Here is a 20,454-nt window from a genome sequence, read left to right as displayed (position 1 = left end):
ACCGCCCGACGGGGCCCGGCGGTAGCGCCGGGCCCCGCCGACGGCGGCCGGAACGACCGAGGGAGGTCCACGTGGCCTGGTTGCTGGTGATCGTGCTGATCGCCGTGGTGTGCGGGTTCGTCGGCGTGCTGGTGAAGGGCCTGCTGTGGCTGCTGGTCATCGGCGCGGTGCTCTTCGTCGGCGCCCTGCTGGTCACCGGCATGCGGATGGGCCGCGCCAGGCGCTCCACCCCGCGCTAGCCGGTGCCGCGGACGCGCCCGAGCCCCGTCGGCCGGGGGTGACCGACGGGGCTCCGGGGGAGGGGTCAGGAGTGCTCGGGGCGGCCGATCGAGCAGACCAGTTCGCCGTCCTTCGCGTCCGCGACGATGGTGTCGCCGGGGCGCAGGTCGCCGCCGAGGAGCATGGTGGCGAGGCGGTTGTCGAGCTGGGTCTGGATGGTGCGGCGCAGCGGGCGGGCGCCGAACTCGGGCTGGTGGCCCTTGGCGACCAGCCAGTCCCGGGCGGCAGTGGTGACCTCCAGGTCCATTCCCTGGGCCTTCACCCGGCGTTCGGAGTCGGCGAGCATCAGGTCGACGATCCGCAGCAGGTCGTCGGCGTCCAGCGCGTCGAAGACGATGATGTCGTCGATCCGGTTGAGGAACTCCGGCAGGAAGCGCCCGCGCAGCTCCTCCATCAGCCGGTCGCGGATCTCGTCGGTCTCGCCCTTGTGGGCCAGGATCAGCTGCGAGCCGATGTTGGAGGTCATGATGACCACGGTGTTGCGGAAGTCGACGGTGCGGCCCTGCGCGTCGGTCAGCCGCCCGTCGTCGAGGACCTGCAGCAGCGCGTTGAAGACGTCCGGGTGGGCCTTCTCGACCTCGTCGAACAGCAGCACGCTGTACGGGCGGCGGCGCACCGCCTCGGTGAGCTGCCCGGCCTCGTCGTAGCCGACGTAGCCGGGCGGGGCGCCGACCAGGCGGGAGACGGTGTGCTTCTCCTGGAACTCGCTCATGTCGAAGCGGACCAGCCGGTCCTCGTCCCCGAAGATCAACTCGGCCAGGGCCTTGGCGAGTTCGGTCTTGCCGACGCCGGTCGGGCCGAGGAACAGGAAGGAGCCGACCGGCCGGTCGGGGTCGGCCATCCCGGCCCGGCTGCGGCGCACCGCCTCGGAGACCGCCACCACCGCCCGGTCCTGGCCGATGACCCGGGCGTGCAGTTCGTCCTCCAGCTTGAGCAGCCGGGCCTTCTCGTCCTCGGTGAGCTGGGAGACCGGGATGCCGGTCTGCCGGGAGAGCACGTCGGCGACGTCGTCGACGGTCACCGAGACCACGCCCTCGCGGCGTTCCTCGATCTCGTCGGTCTGCGCCTGGAGGTCGGCGATCCTGGTCTTCAGCTCGGAGGCGCGGGAGAAGTCCTCGGCGGCCACCGCCTCGTCCTTCTCGCGGCGCAGCTTGGCGAGTTCGTCCTCGCGGCCGACCACCTCGGTGGAGCGGTTCAGGCCGCGCAGCCGGACCCGCGCGCCGGCCTGGTCGATCAGGTCGATGGCCTTGTCGGGCAGGAAGCGGTCGGAGACGTACCGGTCGGAGAGGTCGGCGGCGGCGCGCAGCGCCTCGTCGGTGAAGCGGACCTGGTGGTGCGCCTCGTAGGAGTCGCGCAGGCCCTCCAGGATCTGCACGGTCTCCTCGACCGAGGGCTCGGGGACCAGCACCGGCTGGAAGCGGCGCTCCAGCGCCGGGTCCTTCTCGACGTACTTGCGGTACTCGTCGACGGTGGTGGCGCCGACGACGTGCAGTTCGCCGCGGGCCAGCGCGGGCTTGAGCATGTTGCCCGCGTCCATCGCGCCCTCGCCGCCCGCGCCCGCACCGACCACGGTGTGCAGCTCGTCGATGAACAGCACGGTGGAGTCGGCGGCCTCGCGGACCTCGTCGATGACGTTCTTCAGCCGCTCCTCGAACTCGCCGCGGTACTTGGAGCCCGCGACCAGGCCGGACAGGTCGAGCGAGACCACCCGGCGGTCCTTCAGGGTGGACGGCACGTCGCCGGAGACGATCCGCTGCGCCAGGCCCTCGACGATCGCGGTCTTGCCGACGCCGGGCTCGCCGATCAGCACCGGGTTGTTCTTGGAGCGGCGGGAGAGGATCTCGACGGTCTGCTCGATCTCCTCGGCCCGGCCGACCACCGGGTCCAGCTTGCCGAGCTTGGCGTCCTCGGTGAGGTCGCGGCCGTACTCGTCCAGGGTCGGCGTCCGGCTCCCGTCCTTCGCGGGCGCGCGCTCGCCGCGGACGGCCGCCTCGGTGCCGCTGCGCAGCCGGGAGGCGTCGCCCCGGGCGTTCAGCAGCTTGCCGGCCGCCGAGTCCGGGTCGTCCAGCAGCGCGGCCAGGACGTGCTCGGGGCCGATGTAGGAGACCCCGGCGGCCTGCGAGCGGGCGTGCGCGCCGATCAGGACGCGCTTGGCGGCGGGGGTCAGGCCCGGGTCGACGGACGGGTCGGCCGCGCCGGCGGGCAGGACGCGCTCCAGCGCGGCGGCCAGCTCGTCCGGGTCGGTTCCTGCTCGGGCGAGCAGGCCGCGGGACGGCTCGACCCGGGTCGCGGCCCACAGCAGGTGCGGGGTGTCCAGGTCGGCGCTGCCGTCCTCCTGGGCGCGCAGCTCGGCGCGGGCGATCAGGTCGCGGGCGGACTCGGTCAGCAGCCGCCCGATCGGGACGCGCTGGACGGCGGGCGGGGAGGCGGCCGGGTTCAGGCCGAAGAAGCGGTTGAGCAGTTCGGAGAAGGCGTCGTCGGAGCCGAAAGAGCCGAAGCCGGGCATGGTCATCGTGGAGGCACTCCCATGGGCGGACGGGCAGCGGTCCTCCCGAACTATGCCAATCCGGGGCACAGGCCGCCCCGCGGGGTGATCCGGACAGGTGGCCGGGGACCGCGCACGGCCGGTTCCCAGTCGGCTTCCAGGAACTTGGGACAGGCATTACCTGGACATGGGATTCTGATGACCTTGACTCCAGCGGGCACCCCGGGCGGACCGTCCGGGGTGCCCGCGCGCACCACCCGAGGGGGACGGGCCATGCCGACCGCGGACCGCGCCGCCAGGCGGCGGGGCGTCGACGCCCTGCTGCGCCACTCCCCGCTGCAACCGGTCTTCCGGGCCCGGGCCGCCCGGCGGCTCGCCGTGCTCGCCTACCACGGCGTCGACGACCCGGCGGCCTTCCGCGCCCAGATGGAGCGGCTGGCCCGCACCGCCCGCCCGGTCGGCGTGGAGGAGGTCGCCCGGGCCGCCGAGCACCGCCGCCCGCTGCCCGCCCGCAGCGTCCTGGTCACCTTCGACGACGGCGACCGCAGCGTGCTCACCGAGGCCGTCCCCGTCCTGGCCCGGCTCGGCATCCCCGCCGCCGCCTACGTGATCACCGACCTGGTCGGCGGCGACCAGCCGTACTGGTGGACCGAGGCCGCCCACCTGCTCGCCCACGGCGGCCGCACCCGGGCGCTGCACGGCCTCGACCCGTCCGCCGCCGTCCGCCGGCTCAAGGCCCTGCCCGACGCCGAACGGCACCGCGCCCTGGGCGAGTTGCGCGCCACCGCCACCCGACAGGCGCCCCGGCAGCGGCAGTTGAGCCCCGCGGAACTGCACACCCTGGCCGACGCCGGGCTGGCGGTCGGCAACCACACCGCCTCCCACCCCTGCCTCGACCGCTGCACCGACACCGAGGTCGACGCCCAACTCCTGCGCGCCCACGACAGGTTGACCCGCTGGATGGGCCACCCGCCGACCACCTTCGCCTACCCCAACGGCAACTACGACCCGCGCGCCGACCGGGTGCTGCGCACCCTCGGGTACCGCACGGGGTTCCTGTTCGACCACCGGCACGCCGAACTGGCCCCGGCCCACCGGCTGCGGATCAGCCGCCTGCGGGTCAACTCGCACACCGGCCGCGACCGCTTCGACACCATCCTGTCCGGGCTGCACCCCGCCGTGCACCGACTGCGCGGCGGCCGATGAACGCGGAGGGGGCACAGGCCGTGCCGGAAATCCGACGCACGCCCGAACTGGACGGCGAACTCGTGCACGACTGGCGCGAGTTGATCGCCGACGACCCGGACGGCTCCTGGTTCGCCGGGCCCGACTGGGTGCTCGCCTGGTGGCACACCCTCGGCGCCGGGCAGAGCGGCGAGATCGCCGTCTGGCGCGGCCCGGACGGCCGGGCCGAGGCCGTGCTGCCGCTCGCCGCCGTCCGGCTGCGGGCCCACCCCCGGCTGCCCCTCGCCGCACCCGCGCTCACCCTGCTCGGCACCGGCGCGGGCGCCGCCGACCACTGCGGGCCCGCCGCCCGCCCGCACCGGCGCGCCGAGGTCGCCGCCCACCTGGCCGACCGGGCCCGCCGCGAGACCCTCTGGCTGCCCGGCCTCGACCCCGCCCACGCCGACCTGCTGCCCCCCGGCGCCCGCCCCGTCACCCGCTCCGCCTGCCCGCGCGCCGACCTCGCCGACGGCCCCGACCGGCTCGGCTCCCGGGACTTCCGGGCCGCCAACCGCCGCGCCCACCGCCGCCTCGCCGCGGCCGGCGTCAGCTTCCACTGGCTGCCCCCCGGCACCGCGGGGCCCGAACTGCTGGACGACCTGCTGCGCCTGCACCGGCTGCGCCGCGAAGCCGTCGCGGGCGGGGCCAGCAGCTTCGGCGCCGACCGGCTGCCGCTGCACCGCCGGCTGCTGAGCGCCGCCGCCCCCGGGTGCGGACCGGCCTTCCAGGTCGCCCGGCACCGCGACGAGGTGGTCGGCGTGCTGTACGGCTTCCGCTGGGCCGACCGCTTCGCCTACTACCAGACCGGCTGGGACCCGCGCTGGGCCGCCGAGTCGCTGGGCACCGCGCTGGTCGACGCGGCGATCCGCAGCTGCGCCGCCGAGGGCGTGCGGACCTTCGACTTCCTGCGCGGCCGGGAACCGTACAAGTACCGCTTCGGCGCGGTCGACCGCACCGACACCGGCTGGCTGCTGCCGCGCGGCCCCGGTGGGGCGCTGCTCTCGCTCAAGCACCGCCTGCGCGGCGGGGGTTGACGGATGGTCAGGGCTTGGCGTCGCCGTCCAGGTAGACCCACTCGCCCCGGTGGCGGACGAAGCGGCTGTGCTCGTGCAGCGCGTCGGCCCGGCCGCCCTCCAGGTAGTGGGCGCGGAACTCGACGGCGCCCTCGGTGTGGAACGGGCCGCCCTCGGCGGAGCCGAGGATCTCCAGGCGCTCCCAGCGCAGCGAGGGGTCGAAGTCGACCGCGGCGGGCTGGGTGTCCGGGTGCCAGGAGCGCAGCAGGTAGGGCTCGTCGCGGACCGCGAAGGCGCTGAACCGGGAGCGCATCAGCTGCTCGGCGCTGCCCGCCGCGGCCTCGCCGCGGTGCAGGCGGCCGCAGCAGTCGGCGTACCGGGCGGGCAGGCCGCAGGGGCAGTCGGTCGGGGCGGCGGGGGCGGGGGTGCGTCGGCGGGCCATGAGGTCCATTATCGCGCGGTCCGCACCCCGGACCGGCAGTGTGATTGTCGACTTTTGTCCGGTTCGTCCCGGCGCGGCGCAGGCATGCCTCCGGGCGGCGCGGGCAGGATGGGCGCGTGTCGCGCCCGGCGCGGCGCCGGAGAGGACGACCGTCGGCGAGGGCGAAGGGAACCGCGATGAGCGACCACCACCACAACGTGCTGCTGCTCGGCTTCACCGACCCGGCGGACTGCCGCCGGGCCTACGAGGACGCGATGCACCTGCCCGGACTGCGCCAGGTCGCGGTGCTGGAGCGCGACGCCGAGGGCATCGTCGACATCCCCGAGAGCCACATCCGCGGCGCGGGCGTCCCCACCGTCGGCTCCGGCCTGGTCGGCGGTCTGGTCGGGCTGCTCGGCGGCCCGATCGGCGTGCTGCTGGGCTTCGCCGCGGGCGCGGTGATCGGCAACGCCGCCGAGCAGAGCGAGATGACCGACGGCGGCGCCGGGCTGATCGTGCTCTCCTCCCGGGTCGACAACGGGCGGGCGCTGCTGGTCGTCGACCTGGTCGAGCACCACGTCGGGCCCGCCGACGAACTGGCCGCGAAGTACGGCGCCTCGGTGGAGCGGATCTCCGCCGAGCAGTTCGCCGAGCAGGTGCGGATCGCCAAGGAGAAGGCCCTGGAGGGCTGACGGGAGCCCAGGGGGCCCAGGGGGCCCAGGGGGCCCGGCGGGGGCTCGACGAGGGTTGGCGGGGGTTGGCGGGGCTCAGAAGTAGGGGCGGTAGCCGTCCTTGAGCTTGTCGAGGTCGCGCCGCTCGCGCTTGGTCGGCCGCCCGGCGCCCCGGTCGCGCTGGGCGACCGCCGCCGGGCGCTCCGCGCGGGGCGGCGGCGGGGGGCTGTGGTCCACGTAGCAGGCCTCGGCGACGGGGGCGCCGACCCGCTTGGCGATCGGCCGCACCACCTGGACGATCCGCTCCCGCCCCTCGATCCGCACCCGCACGTCGTCGCCCGGCTTGACGTGCTGCGCGGGCTTCGCGGTCGCCCCGTTCACCTTGACGTGCCCGGCCCGGCAGGCCGCGCCCGCCGCCGAGCGGGTCTTGATCAGCCGGACCGCCCAGATCCAGCTGTCGATCCGCACGCTCACCTCGTCCGCACTCATGGGGGCGACTCTATCGGGGCCGCTCTTTTTGCAACTAGTTGCACGGCTGGTCCACCGCGTCCTACCGTTGGGTAACAAATCCCGACCGGAGGCGTCGATGACCGCTGCGTACCCCCACCTGCTGGCCCCGCTCGACCTGGGCTTCACCACCCTGCCGAACCGGGTGGTGATGGGCTCCATGCACGTCGGGCTGGAGGAGGCCGAGCACGGCTTCGAGCGGATGGCCGCCTTCTACGCGGAGCGCGCCCGCGGCGGCGTCGGCCTGATCGTCACCGGCGGCATCGCCCCCAACGAGGCCGGACGCCCCTGGGCCGGCGGCGCCAAGCTCACCACCGGCGCCGAGGCCGCCGAGCACCGCACCGTCACCGACGCCGTGCACGCCGCGGGCGGGAAGATCGCGCTGCAGATCCTGCACTTCGGCCGGTACGCCTACCACCCCGACCTGGTCGCCCCGTCCGCCCTGCAGGCCCCGATCAGCCCGTACGTCCCGCACGAGCTCACTGCCGAGCAGATCGAGCAGACCATCGAGGACTTCGCCCGCTGCGCCGAACTCGCCCGCTCCGCCGGGTACGACGGCGTGGAGGTGATGGGCTCCGAGGGCTACCTGATCAACGAGTTCACCGCCGCGCAGACCAACCACCGCACCGACGAGTGGGGCGGCTCCTACGAGAACCGGATGCGCTTCCCGGTCGAGGTCGTCCGCCGGGTGCGCGAGCGGGTCGGGCCGGACTTCATCCTGGTCTACCGGCTCTCCATGCTCGACCTCGTCCCCGGCGGGTCGACCTTCGACGAGGTGGTGCGCCTCGCCCGCGAGGTCGAGGCCGCCGGGGCCACCATCATCAACACCGGCATCGGCTGGCACGAGGCCCGCGTCCCCACCATCGCCACCTCGGTGCCGCGCGGCGCCTACGCCTGGGTCACCAGGAAGCTGATGGGGCAGGTCGGCGTCCCGCTGGTCACCACCAACCGGATCAACACCCCCGAGGTCGCCGAGGAGCTGCTCGCCACCGGGCACGCCGACCTGGTCTCGCTGGCCCGGCCGATGCTCGCCGACCCCGCCTTCGTCAACAAGGCCGCCGCGGGCACCCCCGAGGCCATCAACACCTGCATCGGCTGCAACCAGGCCTGCCTGGACCACACCTTCAGCGCCAAGGTCACCTCCTGCCTGGTCAACCCGCGCGCCTGCCACGAGACCGAACTCGTCCTCGCCCCGACCCGCCGCGCCAAGCGGATCGCCGTGGTCGGCGCCGGACCGGCCGGCCTCGCCTTCGCCACCTCCGCCGCCGACCGCGGCCACCGCGTCACCCTGTTCGACGCCGCGGACGAGATCGGCGGGCAGTTGAACGTCGCCCGGCGGGTGCCCGGCAAGCAGGAGTTCGACGAGACGCTGCGCTACTACCGACACGAACTCGCCCGCACCGGCGTCGAGTTGCGCCTCGGCACGACGGTCGGCGCGGACGGGCTGACCGGCTGGGACGAGGTCGTGCTGGCCACCGGCGTCACCCCGCGCACCCCCGCCATCGACGGCGTCGACCACCCCAGCGTGCTCGGCTACCTGGACGTGCTGCGCGACGGTGCGAAGGTCGGCGACAGCGTTGCGGTGATCGGCGCGGGCGGCATCGGCTTCGACGTCGCCGAGTACCTCACCGACCCCGGCAGCGGCGACTTCCTCGCCCAGTGGGGCGTCGACCGCTCGTACGCGGGCCCCGGCGGCCTCGCCGAACCCGAGCGGCCCGCCAGCCCGCGCCGGGTCTTCCTGCTCCAGCGCAAGGAGGGCAAGGTCGGCGCCGGGCTCGGCAAGACCACCGGCTGGATCCACCGCACCGAACTGCGCCACCGCGGCGTCGTCATGGTCCCCGGCGTCGAGTACCGGCGGATCGACGACGAGGGCCTGCACGTCACCGTGAACGGCGAGGAGCAGGTGCTGCCCGTGGACCACGTCGTCCTGTGCGCGGGCCAGGAGCCCCGCCGCGACCTGCTCGACGCCCTGCGCGAGCGCGGCGTCGAACCCCACCTGATCGGCGGCGCCGACCTGGCCGCCGAACTCGACGCCAAGCGCGCCATCGACCAGGGCACCCGGCTGGCCGCCGCGCTCTGACCGGCCGTCAGCAGTAGGTCAGCGGGCGGCCCCGGCGCAGGCAGTGCTGGGCCGCCCGCAGGTACATCGCGGCGTAGAAGGCGGCGTCCGTGTCCCGGGCCCAGCGCCCGGGGCGGCCGGCCGCCGCCGGTGCGCTGCCCGGACCGTCCAGGAACCAGCAGGTCAGGCCCAGGTTGTCGGAGAACTCCGGCAGGTCGGCGGGGAACTCCAGCGCGGCGGCCAGCCGTTCGGCGAGCGGCAGCACCCGGTGCGCCGAGGCCACCAGGGTGTCGTCGGTGTAGGCGGACGGCACCGGCAGCGCGATCTCCTCGTCCAGTGGGACCGGCACCAGCACCGACCAGCCGAGCAGCGTCTCCGTCTCGTCGGGGGTCAGCAGCTCCCGGCACAGGGCGGCGAAGGACTCCATCGGCGGGACGAGCTTCTCCCCGAACGACTGCCCGGACCCGCGGACGAACCCCGCGGGCGGCGGCACCGGCAGGTACGGCGGCAGGCCGCGCCGGGCCAGTTCCCCGTTCAGCGCCGCGGCCACGGCGGAGCGGCCGTCCTCCTCCGGGCCGAACCACTCGTCCGCGTCCACGCTCACCAGGTACGTCCCCATGCGCGCACGCTAGCGCGGCCCGCCGACGGCGCGCCGCCGCCTACCGGGGCCGGGGCTCCGGTGGGCGGGTCGGGCGAGGGCGGGGCGGGTCAGTAGATCGAGACCCCGTACGCGGAGAGGGCCTCGGTGACCGGCTGGAAGAAGGTGGTGCCGCCGGTGGTGCAGTTGCCGCTGCCGCCGGAGGTCAGGCCGAGGGCCTTGGTGCCGTCGTACAGCGGGCCGCCGGAGTCGCCGCCCTCGGCGCAGACGTTGGTCTGGATCAGACCGCTGACGGTGCCGCCGTCGGAGTAGCGGACGGTGGCGTTCAGGGCGGTGACCTTGCCGCTGTGGGTGCCGGTGGTCGAGCCGGTGCGCTTGACGGCCTCGCCGACGTACGCGTTCGCGGCGGTGAAGCCGCCCGGGTGGCTGAGCGAGGTGTTGGTGTAGCGGACCAGGGCGTAGTCGTTGCCGGGGAAGCTGGAGCCGGCGGTGGTGCCGGCCACCGTGCTCTGGCCGGAGTTGGTGTACCAGGTGCTCGCGATGTTGCCGCAGTGCCCGGCGGTCAGGAAGTAGTACGTGCTGCCCTTGACCACGTTGAAGCCCAGCGAGCAGCGGTAGCCGCCGCCGTAGATCGCGGCGCCCGCGGACAGCCGCGGGCTGAAGGTGCCGGGGGTGCGCTCGACCTTCAGGCGGGCGGAGTCCGACCCGGCGGCCGCGGTGAGGCGGGCCAGGGCGGCCGGGGTGACGGTGCTGTCGGCGGTCACCACGACCTTCCCGGAGGCCGGGTCGGTGTGCCAGGCGATGCCGTTGACGCCGCTGAACTCGACCGAGTCGCTGACCCGGGCGAGGGCGGCGGTGGCGTCCGGCGCCGCGGTGGCGGCCCCGGCGGCGGGTACCGCGAGGGCGGTCGCCGCGGCGAGGGCGGCGGCGACGGCGAGCAGGCGGCCGCCGGTGCGGCGCGGGGCGGTGGTGGTGCGCGTGGTCCTCACAGATCTCCTCCTGGGGGAGTGGGAGAGGCCCTGGGGTAGGGGCCGTGAGGCGCGGGCAGGGGAGGTCGGCACCGGCTCGTGCCCGGCGCTTGATCTGACCCTGACAGGCGCTACCCGGGAGTATGCGGACACCCGGGAGGCCTGCGCAAGACCCCGTAAGCGCTTTCCCACCCGACCGGTCGGTCGGCAACACCCGTGCGCGGCCGCCCTCCTGAGCCGACGTCACAGGTCAGCGCACCCGCCGCCGTCCGGCCTGCCCGTACGATCGGCCGCATGTCACTGCCGCACGCGATCCTCACCGCCCTGCTGGAGAAGCCGTCCTCGGGGCTGGAGTTGACCCGGCGGTTCGACCGGTCGATCGGCTTCTTCTGGTCGGCCACCCACCAGCAGATCTACCGCGAGCTCGGCCGCCTGGAGCGCGCGGGCCTGGTCCGGGCCTCCGGGCCGGGGGCGGGGCGCGGGCAGCGCAAGGAGTACGAGGTGCTGCCGGACGGGCGGGCCGAGCTGGCCCGCTGGGCCGCCCTGCCGCAGGACCCGAAGCCGGTCCGGGACCCGCTGCTGCTGCGGCTGCGGGCCGCGGCCGTGCTCGGGCTGGGCGGGCTGGAGGGGGAGCTGGCCCGGCACCGCGAACTGCACCGGGCGCAGCTCGCCGAGTACCTGGAGATCGAGCGGCGGGACTTCCCGCCCGGGGCGGCGGCCGGAGAGAACCGGTTGCAGCACCTGGTGCTGCGCGGCGGGATCCAGCTGGAGTCGTTCTGGCTGGCGTGGCTGGACGAGGCACTGGGGGAAGTGGGCGCGGAGGCGGGCGGGGAGGGCGGGGAATAGGGCGGGGTGGCGTGCCGTTGTCACGGGTGGTTGAATGTTGAATCAACCTCGAAGGAGTTGAGAGCGGTGCAGTTCGGCATCTTCAGCGTCGGCGACGTGACCACCGACCCCACCAGCGGGCGGACCCCGACCGAGCACGAGCGGATCAAGGCCATGGTGGCCATCGCGCTCAAGGCCGAGGAGGTCGGACTCGACGTGTTCGCCACCGGCGAGCACCACAACCCGCCGTTCGTCCCCTCCTCGCCCACCACCATGCTCGGCTACATCGCGGCCCGCACCGAGAAGCTGATCCTCTCCACCTCGACCACGCTGATCACCACCAACGACCCGGTGAAGATCGCCGAGGACTTCGCGATGCTCCAGCACCTCGCCGAGGGCCGGGTCGACGTGATGATGGGCCGCGGCAACACCGGCCCCGTCTACCCCTGGTTCGGCAAGGACATCCGCCAGGGCATCCCGCTCGCCGTCGAGAACTACGCCCTGCTGCACCAGCTGTGGCGCGAGGAGGACGTCGACTGGCAGGGCCGCTTCCGCACCCCCCTGCAGTCCTTCACCTCCACCCCGCGCCCGCTCGACGACACCCCGCCGTTCGTCTGGCACGGCTCCATCCGCAGCCCCGAGATCGCCGAACAGGCCGCCTACTACGGCGACGGCTTCTTCGCCAACAACATCTTCTGGCCCAAGGAGCACTTCCAGAAGCTGATCAACCTCTACCGGGAGCGCTACGCCCACTACGGCCACGGCACCCCCGAGCAGGCGATCGTCGGCCTCGGCGGCCAGGTCTTCATGCGGAAGAACTCGCAGGACGCCGTCCGCGAGTTCCGTCCGTACTTCGACAACGCCCCCGTCTACGGCCACGGCCCCTCGCTGGAGGAGTTCACCGAGCAGACCCCGCTCACCGTCGGCAGCCCGCAGGAGGTCATCGAGAAGACCCTCGCCTTCCGCGACACCTTCGGCGACTACCAGCGCCAGCTCTTCCTGATGGACCACGCCGGGCTCCCGCTCAAGACCGTCCTGGAGCAGCTCGACCTGCTCGGCGAGGAGGTCGTCCCCGTGCTGCGCGCCGAGTTCGCCAGGAACCGCCCGGCCGAGGTGCCCGACGGGCCCACCCACGCCGCGCGGGTCGCGGCCCGGGAGGCGGAGGAGGTGGCGTCCAAGTGAGTGCCCTCAAGCTCGTCGTGGTGGCGGCCGGGCTCGGCGTGCCCTCCTCCACCCGGCTGCTCGCCGACCGCCTCGCCGGAGCCACCGCCCGCGACCTGCGCGGCGCCGGGCGGGAGGTGGACGTCCGGGTCGTCGAACTGCGCGGACTCGCCCGCGACATCGCCGACAACCTGGTCACCGGCTTCCCGCCGCCCGCGCTGCGCGACGCCGTCCGGGCCGTGGAGGAGGCCGACGCCCTGATCGCCGTCACGCCGATCTTCTCCGCCTCCTACAGCGGGCTGTTCAAGTCCTTCGTGGACGTGCTCGACAAGGACGCGCTGACCGGCAAGCCCGTGCTGATCGCCGCCACCGGCGGCACCGCCCGGCACAGCCTCGCCCTCGAACACGCGATGCGGCCGCTGTTCTCCTACCTGCGCGCCGCGGTCGTCCCCACCGCCGTCTTCGCCGCCTCCGAGGACTGGGGCGCCAACGGCGCCGACGGCACGGGCGGCGCCGACGGCTCGCTCGCCGGACGGATCGCCCGCGCGGCGGGCGAACTCGCCGAGCGCCTCACCGGCCGCCCCACCGCCCCCCGGGCCCGGGCGGCCGAACCCGAGCAGGTCGTCCCCTTCGCCCAGCAACTCGCGGCGCTGCGCGCCCGCTGACCCCAGGAGTCATGACCATGGAACCCCAGGTCCACGACAACGCCGAGCAGTCCCGGTTCGAGATCGTCACCGACGCCGGGCCCGCCGGCTTCGCCGAGTACCAGCTCCGCGACGAGGGGCGCACCGTCGCCTTCGTGCACACCGTCATCGACCCCGCCTTCGAGGGCCAGGGCCTCGGCGGCAAGCTGGCCCGCGCCGCCCTGGACACCGTCCGCGAGCGCGGCGCGAGCGTCCTGCCGTACTGCCCGTTCATCCGCGGCTGGATCGCCAAGCACCCGGAGTACGTGGAGCTGGTGCCGGAGGAGAAGCGGGCCAAGTTCGACCTCTGAGCGCCCCGGCCGGGGCGGGACCGGGAGGGGCACGTCAGCAGGGCGGCGACGCGCCCCTGCTGTCGCCTTCCGGTTTGCCGCTCTGTGCCGGGTTGGTGCGGGGCGTGGACGAACCGCCCGGTGGGGGCTATCGTCGCGGGTCGTGACCTTCTCCATCGTGGCTCGTCAGGGCACCGCGTTCGGTGTCGCCGTGGCGAGCAAGTTCCTGTCGGTCGGTGCGCTGGTGCCCGCGGCCGAGGCCGGTGTCGGTGCGGTGGCGACGCAGGCGTGGGCCAACGTCGCGTACCGGCCGCAGGGGATGGCGATGCTGCGCAGCGGGGTGGGGCCGGCCGGGGTGGTGGCGGCGCTGCTCGCGGCGGACGAGGGGCGGGCGCACCGGCAACTGGGCGTGGTCGGGCCCGCGGGGGACGGGGTGACGTGCACGGGGGCGGAGTGCCTGCCGTGGGCGGGCGGCGCCGCGGGCGACGGGTACGCGATCCAGGGGAACATCCTGACCGGGCCCGAGGTGGTGCGCGACATGGAGGCGGTCTGGCTGGCCTCCGCCGAACTGCCGTTCGCCGACCGGCTGGTGGCGGCCCTCGCGGCGGGCGACGCGGCGGGCGGGGATGCCCGGGGGCGGCAGAGCGCCGCGCTGTACGTGGTGGACCCGGGACGGGGCGTCGGCGGATGGGGGGACACCGCGTACGACCTGCGGGTGGACGACCACCCGGAGCCGGTCGCGGAGCTGCGTCGGCTGCTGGCCGTGCACGAGGTGCTGCACGGGGTGTCGGACCCGGCGGAGCTGCTCCCGTTGGAGGGTGAACTCGCCGCCGAGGTAAGGGAGTTGCTGGGCGGGCTCGGGTACGACTCGCTGGACCGCTGGGCGGGGGTGGAGAACCTGGAGGGCCGTCTCGCCGAGGGCCGGATAGACCCGCTGGTGCTCGACCACCTGCGGACGGCCTCCAGGGTCGGCTGAGCAGGTCCAGCGGGTCCGACCTGCCTACCGGATCAGTGCCTTGGCCAGGTCGGCGATCAGGTCCTCCGGGTCCTCCAGGCCGACGGAGAGCCGCAGCAGGGCCGGGGTCGGCTTGTGCGCGGCGGCGACCGGGCGGTGGGTGAGCGAGGCGGGATGCTGGATCAGGGTGTCGACGCCGCCGAGCGAGACCGCGTGGGTGATCAGCTCGCAGCGTTCGGCGACGGCCGCGGCGTGCTCGAACCCGCCGCTGGTCTCGAAGGCCAGGGTGCTTCCGCCGCCGAGGAGTTGGCGGCCGAGCAGGGGCGAGCCGGAGCGGCCGGGGTAGTGCACGGCGGCGACCCCGGGCTGGTCGGCCAGCCAGTCGGCGATCCGGGCGGCGGACGCGGACGCGGCGCGCACCCGCAGCGGCAGGGTCTGCAGGCCGCGGTGCAGCAGGTAGCCGGCCAGCGGGTGCAGGACCGCGCCGGTGACGGCCCGGACCCGGCGCAGCCGCCGCGCCCAGTCGGGCGTGCAGGCGACCGCCCCGGCGAGCACGTCGCCGTGGCCGCCGATCGACTTGGTCGCGGAGTGCAGCACCAGGGTCGCGCCGAACGCGGCGGGCCGCTGCAGCACGGGGGTGGCGAAGGTGTTGTCGACCAGCAGCGGCACCCCGCCGCAGTGTTCGGCGACGGCGGCCAGGTCGAGCAGGTCGAGGGTGGGGTTGCCGGGGGTCTCGACCAGGACGAGCCCGGTGTCGGGACGCAGGGCGGCGGCGAGGGTGCCGGGGGCGGCCCAGGTCACCTCGGTGCCGAGCAGCCCGGAGTCCAGCAGGTGGTCGGAGCCGCCGTACAGCGGGCGCAGCGCGACCACGTGCCGCCGGCCCTCCGCGGCGGCGGCGAGCAGGCAGGCGGAGAGTGCGGCCATGCCGGAGGAGAAGGCCACCGCCTCGGCGCAGCCCTCCAGTTCGGCGAGGGCCTGTTCGAAGCGGGCGACGGTGGGGTTCCACAGCCGCTGGTAGACCAGGCCGCCGTCGGCGGGCGGCCGTTCGCCGGTGGCCAGCGCCTGGTAGGCGTCGCCGCCGGTGGGGAGGTCCGGTACCGGGTAGGTGGTGGACAGGTCGAGCGGGGGCACGTGCGTGCCGAGGCGGGCGAGGTCGTCGCGGCCTGCGTGCACGGCCCGGGTGTCGAGTCGGCTCATGGCCGTTGATGGTGAAGTTGAACGCGTCGGATGGCCAGAGGGGCAGCAGAAGATTCGGTGCGGAGGGGGGCGCTCTTGCGGATGTTCGGCGCGGGCGGTCACGCTGGGGGCGTGCCGAACATTCCACGGGCCCGTGCGGCGGAGCTCGACGCCGTCGACCGGGCGATCGTCCGGGTGCTGCTGGCGAACGCCCGGACGCCCAACAACGCGCTGGCGGAGCAGGTCGGGGTCGCCCCGTCCACCTGCCTCGCCCGGGTGCGGGCGCTGCGCGAGCGCGGGGTGATCGCGGGCTACCACGCGGAGGTGGACCTGCCCTCGGTCGGGCTGCCGCTGCAGGCGATGATCTCGGTGCGGCTGCGGGCGCACACCCGGGAGCAGAACGGCAGCTTCCGGGCCGCGGCGCCCGAACTGCCGGGCGTGCTGGCGGTGTTCCACATGGCGGGCAGCGACGACTACCTGCTGCACGTGGCGGTGGCCGACCCGGAGGCGCTGCGCTGCTTCGTGGTCGACCACCTGACGGCGCACCCGGCGGTCGCGCAGACCCGCACCAACCTGGTCTTCGAACGCATCCCGGGCGCCGGTCCCGTCATCTGACGTAGCGTCAAGTTGCCTACAGCCAGCCGCGCTTGGCGGCCTGAAGCCCGGCCTGGAAGCGGGTCTGGGCGTTCAGCTCGCCCATCAGCTGGGCGATCCGGCGGGTCATGGTGCGCTGGGTGATGCCCAGGCTGCGGGCGATCGCCGCGTCCTTCGCGCCCGCGGCCATCATGGCGAGCAACTCCCGGTCCTTGGGGTCGAGTTCGTCGCTCGGCCGGTCGGCGGCCAGCGGGGTGGCGCGCTCCCACAGCAGGTCGAAGCAGGTGACCAGGGCGGTCAGCAGCGGCGAGGGGCGGATCCACAGCGCGGCGGTCGACTCGGTGGCCTCGAAGCTCAGCGGGATCATCGCGCAGCGCCGGTCCGCGACCAGCATCTTCATCCGCACCGAGGGCAGGCTGCGGGCCTGCTCCCCGGCGTCCACGCAGCGCAGCACGAACTTCCGCTTGTCGGCGCTCTCCAGTCCCGGTGCGTCGTACAGCACCCGGCACTCCACGCCCCGGGCGAGCAGCTGGAACTCGATCGGGTTGTCGGTCGGGCTGTCGAAGTACGGCGGGCAGTCGATCGCCAGGATCTCCTGCTGGGCGCCGAGTTGGAGCTGTTCGGCGCGGTGGCGCAGCGCGTCCTGGCCCTCGACCAGTTCGACCAGTTCGCTGGAGACGGACGGCCCGAGGTCGGCGTACGAGAGCGCCAACTCGCGTACGCGCACCCGTAGTTGGTCGAGCTCCTGCTGGCGCCGGGTGGCCAGCGCGTCCACCGCGACCTCCGGCGGGGCGGCGGTGTACCTCGTCGGGCTGCCCGCGAGCCTGGTCACCAGGCCGGCGGCCACCAGGCGGTGCAGGGCGGTGCGCAGCGCGCTGGGGGCGGCGTCCACCGACTCGGCCAGGCGGGCGGAGGTGGAGCGCGGGGCGGCCAGCACCCGCAGGTACAGTGCGCTCTCCAGCGGGCCCAGGCCGAGGGGTTCCAGCAGGTCGTCGGACATGATCCCCAGGATATGACCGGTATTGGCGAGTTGTGGCCACTGTCCAGCATCCGCCGCCGCAAGTGGGGCCGTTCGGCCTTACCGTACTGAGTATCGGTAATCTGTCCGGTTCCTACGGACGGGGCAGGGCTGCCGAGCCCCGACGCGGCCGGACGAAGGCGCCCTCCCGCTCCCACCCGGTCGCCCCCGTTCGTGAAGGGACCGACCATGGCTGTCGCGGACCCACCCCAGACCGTGCGCTACTGCCTGAGCCTGGCGACCGTCCCCGCGTCCGTGCCGGAGGCACGCCGCGGAGCGCGGACCGAACTGGCCGCCCGCGGAATGGACGCGGACCACCCGCTCACCGACACGGTGCTGCTGGTGGTCAGCGAACTGGTCACCAACGCGGTCCGCCACGCGGCCCCCCGGTCACCCCGCACCACGCTCCAACTCGACTTCTGCGCGGGCGAACTGACGATCCGGGTGCACGACCGCCACCCGCACTGCCCGCGGCCCCCCGAGGTGCCGCACCAGGACGGCAGCGGCGGCTGGGGCCTGTCCCTGGTGCACGAGATGGCCGCCCTGGCGGGCGGCGGCACGGAGACCGTCGCCGACGAGGACGGCGGCGGCAAGACCATGCTGGTACGGCTCCCGCTGGAGCCCTGAGGGGCGGCGGTCGAGGCTGGCGCGGGGCCGACGCCGCGTCCCGGCGGACGCCGGTTGGGAAGACGATCGTCGGACGACCCCGCAGCCTCCACTCTGCTGCATGCCAAGTGTTATTGCAAGTAACTCGCAATAAGACGGGCGCGCCGGAGGGGCGCTCAGCAGCGCCGCAGCGCGCCCGGCGCGCGCAGGCTCGCCAGCGACGGGTAGCCGTCCACCGCCATCAGCAGGTCCGCCTCCGCCAGCAGCGAGCGCAGCACGTGCACCACGCCCGCCTCGCCGCCCAGCGCCAGCCCGTACACGTACGGCCGCCCCACGCCCACCGCCGTCGCGCCCAGCGCCAGCGCCTTCACCGCGTCCGCGCCGCTGCGCACGCCCGAGTCGAACAGCACCGGCAGGCCGTCCGCGGCCGCCACCACCTCGGCCAGCGACTCCAGCGCGGGCAGGCCGCCGTTCGCCTGCCGCCCGCCGTGGTTCGAGCAGTAGGCCCCGTCCACGCCCGCGTCCTTCGCCCGGCGCACGTCCTCCGGGTGGCACAGGCCCTTCAGCACGATCGGCAGGTCGGTCAGCGAACGCAGCCACGGCAGGTCGTCCCAGGTCAGCGGGTTGCCGAAGACCTGCACCCAGTCCATCACCGCGCCGCGCGGATCCCCGTCCGGGTCCTGCAGCCGGGCCCGGAACACCGGGTCGGAGGTGTAGTTCGCCAGGCAGTGCCCGCGCAGCTGCGGGAAGCTGCCGCCGGCCAGGTCGCGCGGCCGCCAGCCGGTCACCCAGGTGTCCAGGGTGACCACCAGCGCCTTGAACCCGGCCGCCTCGGCCCGGTGCACCAGCGACTCGGCCAGCGCCCGGTCGGTCGGCGTGTACAGCTGGAAGAACCCGGGCGTGCCGCCCAGCTCCGCCGCGACCGCCTCCATCGGGTCCACCGACAGCGTGGACGCCACCATCGGCACCCCCGTCCGGGCCGCCGCCCGGGCCGTCGCCAGGTCCCCGTGCCCGTCCGGCGCGCACAGCCCCAGCACCCCCACCGGGGCCAGGAACAGCGGCGAGGCCAGCTCCAGCCCGAACAGGCTCACCCGCAGGTCCCGCTCCTTCGCGCCGACCAGCATCCGCGGCACCAGCCCCCACCGCTCGAACGCCGCGACGTTCGCCCGCTGGGTGTGCTCGTCGCCCGCCCCGCCCGCCACGTACGACCACAGCTCCGGCGCCAGCGCGTGCCGGGCCCGCTCGGCCAGGCCCTCGTACGTCATCGGGTACTTCGGGGCGACGCCGAACAGGGCCTCGAAGTAGACCTCGTTCTGGTAGTCGCCGAACTGGGGGGACATCCGCGCTCCTCGGTGGATCTCGTGGGGGAGGGCCCACGTTCCACCGGTTACCCGTTGGTAGTCAAGGCTCGTCCGGCCGCCGGGTCGCGGGCCGGTCGCGGGCCCGCCCCCAGTCGCCCGCAGCGCGCAGCACCAGCCGGGCCGGGACGGTCTCCGTGCCCGGCGGCGTCGCGTCCCGTCCAGCACCCGCGACACCGTCTTCGCGCTCACCGCCGCCTGGCCCGCCTCGCCCGCCTCGCCCACCACGCCCGCCACGTCGTGCAAGGTCGGCCGCCGCTCCATCCCGACTCACTCCGCCCGGTGCTGTTGACCGTGCAACCGTCCTCCCGGCGGAAGATCAACCAGAGGTAGCCTGGCAGCGGATGTGGTGACCATGCGAGCGAACGAACCCCAGGCGTCCGGGACGGCGATCCCCGAGGTCCCGTTCACCGCGCCACCCGGCGGGCCGGCCGGCGTCGAGGTGATGACGCTCGCCGAACTCCGCGCCCGCCGGGCCGCCGCGACCGGCGCGACCGGCGCCGCGGGCGACTTCCACCGGCCGCAGCGCCCCGCCTTCCACCACCTGCTCACCCTCGACCGCGGCACCCTCCGCCACACCGTCGACTTCACCGCCCACACCGTCGAGCCCGGCAGCTGGCTCTGGGTCCGCCCCGGCCAGGTCCAGCAGTGGGGCGAACTCGACGGCGCCGACGGCCTCCTCGTGCTGTTCGAACCCGGCTTCCCCGACCCCGCGACGGTCGCCGCCGCCCGGCTCGACGACCCCTTCGCCGCCGCCGTCCTGCACACCGACGGGCCGGAACGCGAAGCACTCCGGCACGCGGTGCGACACCTCCACCACGAGTACGCCTCCGGCGCGGACCTGCCCGCCGAGATCCACCACGCCCTGCTCCGGCACCTGCTCGCCGCGCTCCTGCTCCGCCTCGCCAACCCGCCCGCGCCGTGCGGCAGCGCCGCGACCGAACCCGGCGAGACCTACCGGCGCTTCCGGCAGGCCGTCGAACACCACTTCACCCGCACCCGGCGGGTCGAGGACTACGCGAAGTACCTCGGCTACTCCCCGCGCACCCTCTCCCGCGCGACCCTCGCCGCCGCGGGCGTCGGCGCCAAGGAGTTCGTCGACCGCCGCGTCGTCCTGGAGGCCAAACGCCTGCTCGCCCACAGCGAGAGCTCCGCCGCCCGGATCGCCGACCACCTGGGCTTCGCCGACGCCGCGAACTTCGCCAAGTTCTTCCACCAGCGCACGGGCACCACGCCGATCGCCTTCCGCACGGCAGTGCGGGGCGCCTCCGGCGGGGTGGCGGAGGGGGCTCCCATAGCGGGGTGAGGTGGCGCCTTCGGCGGGGCGGGGCCGGGGGTTCCTGTGGCGGGGTGAGGTGGCGCCTCCGGCGGGGGGAGTAGGGGAGTCGAGGCGGTGTTGTTTTCCGCGCGGCGGGGCGGTGCGCCTTCGACGGGGTGGGGGCCGGGAGTCGGGAGAGGCGCTGTCTGCTGTGCCACGGGGCGGGGTGGGGCGTTGCTGAGTAACCGTCAGGTTCCGATCCGGTCCGGAAGGGGTGGACTCGGGGTGGGGGGGGGGGTGGAGGG

21 protein-coding genes are annotated in these 20,454 nt (G+C 74.6%); 13 read left to right on the top strand and 8 right to left on the bottom strand.

Features of this window, described 5'->3' with window-relative positions; genetic code table 11:
* Nucleotides 1-71: 71 nt before the first annotated feature.
* Nucleotides 72-239, top strand: a complete 168-nt coding sequence (locus OO57_RS44840; protein WP_199811298.1) for a hypothetical protein — start codon at nucleotides 72-74, stop codon at nucleotides 237-239.
* 65 nt (nucleotides 240-304) lie between these two features.
* Here OO57_RS44840 and OO57_RS21640 read toward each other — a convergent pair whose 3' ends face one another.
* Entirely contained in the window at nucleotides 305-2,791 is a 2,487-nt protein-coding gene (locus OO57_RS21640; protein WP_033254239.1) for an ATP-dependent Clp protease ATP-binding subunit, read from the bottom strand.
* Between the two features lie 246 nt (nucleotides 2,792-3,037).
* Here OO57_RS21640 and OO57_RS21635 point away from each other — a divergent pair, with 246 nt between their 5' ends.
* On the top strand, nucleotides 3,038-3,970 hold the full coding sequence (locus tag OO57_RS21635) for a polysaccharide deacetylase family protein (protein ID WP_033254238.1): 933 nt from the start codon (nucleotides 3,038-3,040) through the stop codon (nucleotides 3,968-3,970).
* 20 nt (nucleotides 3,971-3,990) lie between these two features.
* Nucleotides 3,991-5,022, top strand: a complete 1,032-nt coding sequence (locus OO57_RS39640; protein WP_051778056.1) for a GNAT family N-acetyltransferase — start codon at nucleotides 3,991-3,993, stop codon at nucleotides 5,020-5,022.
* Between the two features lie 7 nt (nucleotides 5,023-5,029).
* Here OO57_RS39640 and OO57_RS21625 read toward each other — a convergent pair whose 3' ends face one another.
* Nucleotides 5,030-5,443 (bottom strand): YchJ family protein, encoded by a 414-nt coding sequence (locus tag OO57_RS21625; protein ID WP_033254279.1) that lies wholly within the window; start codon nucleotides 5,441-5,443, stop codon nucleotides 5,030-5,032.
* A gap of 176 nt (nucleotides 5,444-5,619) precedes the next feature.
* Here OO57_RS21625 and OO57_RS21620 point away from each other — a divergent pair, with 176 nt between their 5' ends.
* On the top strand, nucleotides 5,620-6,114 hold the full coding sequence (locus OO57_RS21620; RefSeq protein WP_033254237.1) for a hypothetical protein: 495 nt from the start codon (nucleotides 5,620-5,622) through the stop codon (nucleotides 6,112-6,114).
* 75 nt (nucleotides 6,115-6,189) lie between these two features.
* On the opposite strand, the gene OO57_RS21615 is transcribed toward OO57_RS21620, so the two are convergent.
* Nucleotides 6,190-6,582, bottom strand: coding sequence for an RNA-binding S4 domain-containing protein (locus tag OO57_RS21615; RefSeq protein ID WP_033254236.1), 393 nt, complete (start codon nucleotides 6,580-6,582; stop codon nucleotides 6,190-6,192).
* Between the two features lie 97 nt (nucleotides 6,583-6,679).
* Here OO57_RS21615 and OO57_RS21610 point away from each other — a divergent pair, with 97 nt between their 5' ends.
* Nucleotides 6,680-8,680, top strand: coding sequence for an NADPH-dependent 2,4-dienoyl-CoA reductase (locus tag OO57_RS21610; RefSeq protein WP_033254235.1), 2,001 nt, complete (start codon nucleotides 6,680-6,682; stop codon nucleotides 8,678-8,680).
* Nucleotides 8,681-8,687: 7 nt separating this feature from the next.
* On the opposite strand, the gene OO57_RS21605 is transcribed toward OO57_RS21610, so the two are convergent.
* Nucleotides 8,688-9,278, bottom strand: coding sequence for a hypothetical protein (locus OO57_RS21605; protein WP_033254234.1), 591 nt, complete (start codon nucleotides 9,276-9,278; stop codon nucleotides 8,688-8,690).
* Between the two features lie 89 nt (nucleotides 9,279-9,367).
* The gene (locus OO57_RS21600; RefSeq protein ID WP_033254233.1) at nucleotides 9,368-10,246 is read right to left on the bottom strand and encodes a S1 family peptidase; all 879 of its coding nucleotides are present in this window, start codon (nucleotides 10,244-10,246) and stop codon (nucleotides 9,368-9,370) included.
* Nucleotides 10,247-10,519: 273 nt separating this feature from the next.
* On the opposite strand from OO57_RS21600, the gene OO57_RS21595 reads away from it, so the two are divergent.
* The 5 genes from OO57_RS21595 to OO57_RS21575 all read left to right on the top strand — a co-directional run bounded on the left by OO57_RS21595 (nucleotide 10,520) and on the right by OO57_RS21575 (nucleotide 14,160).
* Nucleotides 10,520-11,071, top strand: coding sequence for a PadR family transcriptional regulator (locus OO57_RS21595; protein WP_033254232.1), 552 nt, complete (start codon nucleotides 10,520-10,522; stop codon nucleotides 11,069-11,071).
* Between the two features lie 66 nt (nucleotides 11,072-11,137).
* Complete coding sequence (locus OO57_RS21590) at nucleotides 11,138-12,232, top strand: LLM class flavin-dependent oxidoreductase (protein ID WP_033254231.1); 1,095 nt, start codon at nucleotides 11,138-11,140, stop codon at nucleotides 12,230-12,232.
* Nucleotides 12,229-12,876 (top strand): FMN reductase, encoded by a 648-nt coding sequence (locus tag OO57_RS21585; RefSeq protein ID WP_033254230.1) that lies wholly within the window; start codon nucleotides 12,229-12,231, stop codon nucleotides 12,874-12,876. The genes OO57_RS21590 and OO57_RS21585 overlap by 4 nt, the downstream gene beginning before the upstream one ends.
* A 17-nt stretch (nucleotides 12,877-12,893) precedes the next feature.
* Nucleotides 12,894-13,205, top strand: a complete 312-nt coding sequence (locus OO57_RS21580; RefSeq protein ID WP_033254229.1) for a GNAT family N-acetyltransferase — start codon at nucleotides 12,894-12,896, stop codon at nucleotides 13,203-13,205.
* A gap of 142 nt (nucleotides 13,206-13,347) precedes the next feature.
* Nucleotides 13,348-14,160 carry a DUF1028 domain-containing protein gene (locus tag OO57_RS21575; RefSeq protein ID WP_033254228.1) on the top strand — a complete coding sequence of 271 codons (813 nt, stop codon included), beginning with the start codon at nucleotides 13,348-13,350 and terminating at the stop codon, nucleotides 14,158-14,160.
* A gap of 24 nt (nucleotides 14,161-14,184) precedes the next feature.
* Here OO57_RS21575 and OO57_RS21570 read toward each other — a convergent pair whose 3' ends face one another.
* Nucleotides 14,185-15,336 (bottom strand): trans-sulfuration enzyme family protein, encoded by a 1,152-nt coding sequence (locus OO57_RS21570; RefSeq protein ID WP_051778055.1) that lies wholly within the window; start codon nucleotides 15,334-15,336, stop codon nucleotides 14,185-14,187.
* 111 nt (nucleotides 15,337-15,447) lie between these two features.
* Here OO57_RS21570 and OO57_RS21565 point away from each other — a divergent pair, with 111 nt between their 5' ends.
* Nucleotides 15,448-15,930, top strand: a complete 483-nt coding sequence (locus tag OO57_RS21565) for an Lrp/AsnC family transcriptional regulator (RefSeq protein ID WP_033254277.1) — start codon at nucleotides 15,448-15,450, stop codon at nucleotides 15,928-15,930.
* Nucleotides 15,931-15,946: 16 nt separating this feature from the next.
* Here OO57_RS21565 and OO57_RS21560 read toward each other — a convergent pair whose 3' ends face one another.
* Complete coding sequence (locus OO57_RS21560; RefSeq protein WP_033254227.1) at nucleotides 15,947-16,909, bottom strand: TrmB family transcriptional regulator; 963 nt, start codon at nucleotides 16,907-16,909, stop codon at nucleotides 15,947-15,949.
* 207 nt (nucleotides 16,910-17,116) lie between these two features.
* On the opposite strand from OO57_RS21560, the gene OO57_RS21555 reads away from it, so the two are divergent.
* Nucleotides 17,117-17,554 (top strand): ATP-binding protein, encoded by a 438-nt coding sequence (locus OO57_RS21555; RefSeq protein WP_033254226.1) that lies wholly within the window; start codon nucleotides 17,117-17,119, stop codon nucleotides 17,552-17,554.
* 155 nt (nucleotides 17,555-17,709) lie between these two features.
* Here the strand turns inward: OO57_RS21555 and OO57_RS21550 are convergent, their stop codons facing one another.
* On the bottom strand, nucleotides 17,710-18,873 hold the full coding sequence (locus tag OO57_RS21550; RefSeq protein WP_033254225.1) for an alpha-hydroxy-acid oxidizing protein: 1,164 nt from the start codon (nucleotides 18,871-18,873) through the stop codon (nucleotides 17,710-17,712).
* 373 nt (nucleotides 18,874-19,246) lie between these two features.
* On the opposite strand from OO57_RS21550, the gene OO57_RS21545 reads away from it, so the two are divergent.
* A complete protein-coding gene (locus OO57_RS21545) occupies nucleotides 19,247-20,197 on the top strand; it encodes a helix-turn-helix domain-containing protein (protein WP_106974062.1) in 951 nt (316 codons plus the stop codon).
* The last annotated feature ends 257 nt before the right edge of the window (nucleotides 20,198-20,454 follow it).

Source organism: Kitasatospora phosalacinea (assembly GCF_000717185.1).
Classification (GTDB): Bacteria; Actinomycetota; Actinomycetes; order Streptomycetales; family Streptomycetaceae; genus Kitasatospora; species Kitasatospora phosalacinea_A.
This window is presented reverse-complemented; position numbering and strand designations above follow the sequence as displayed.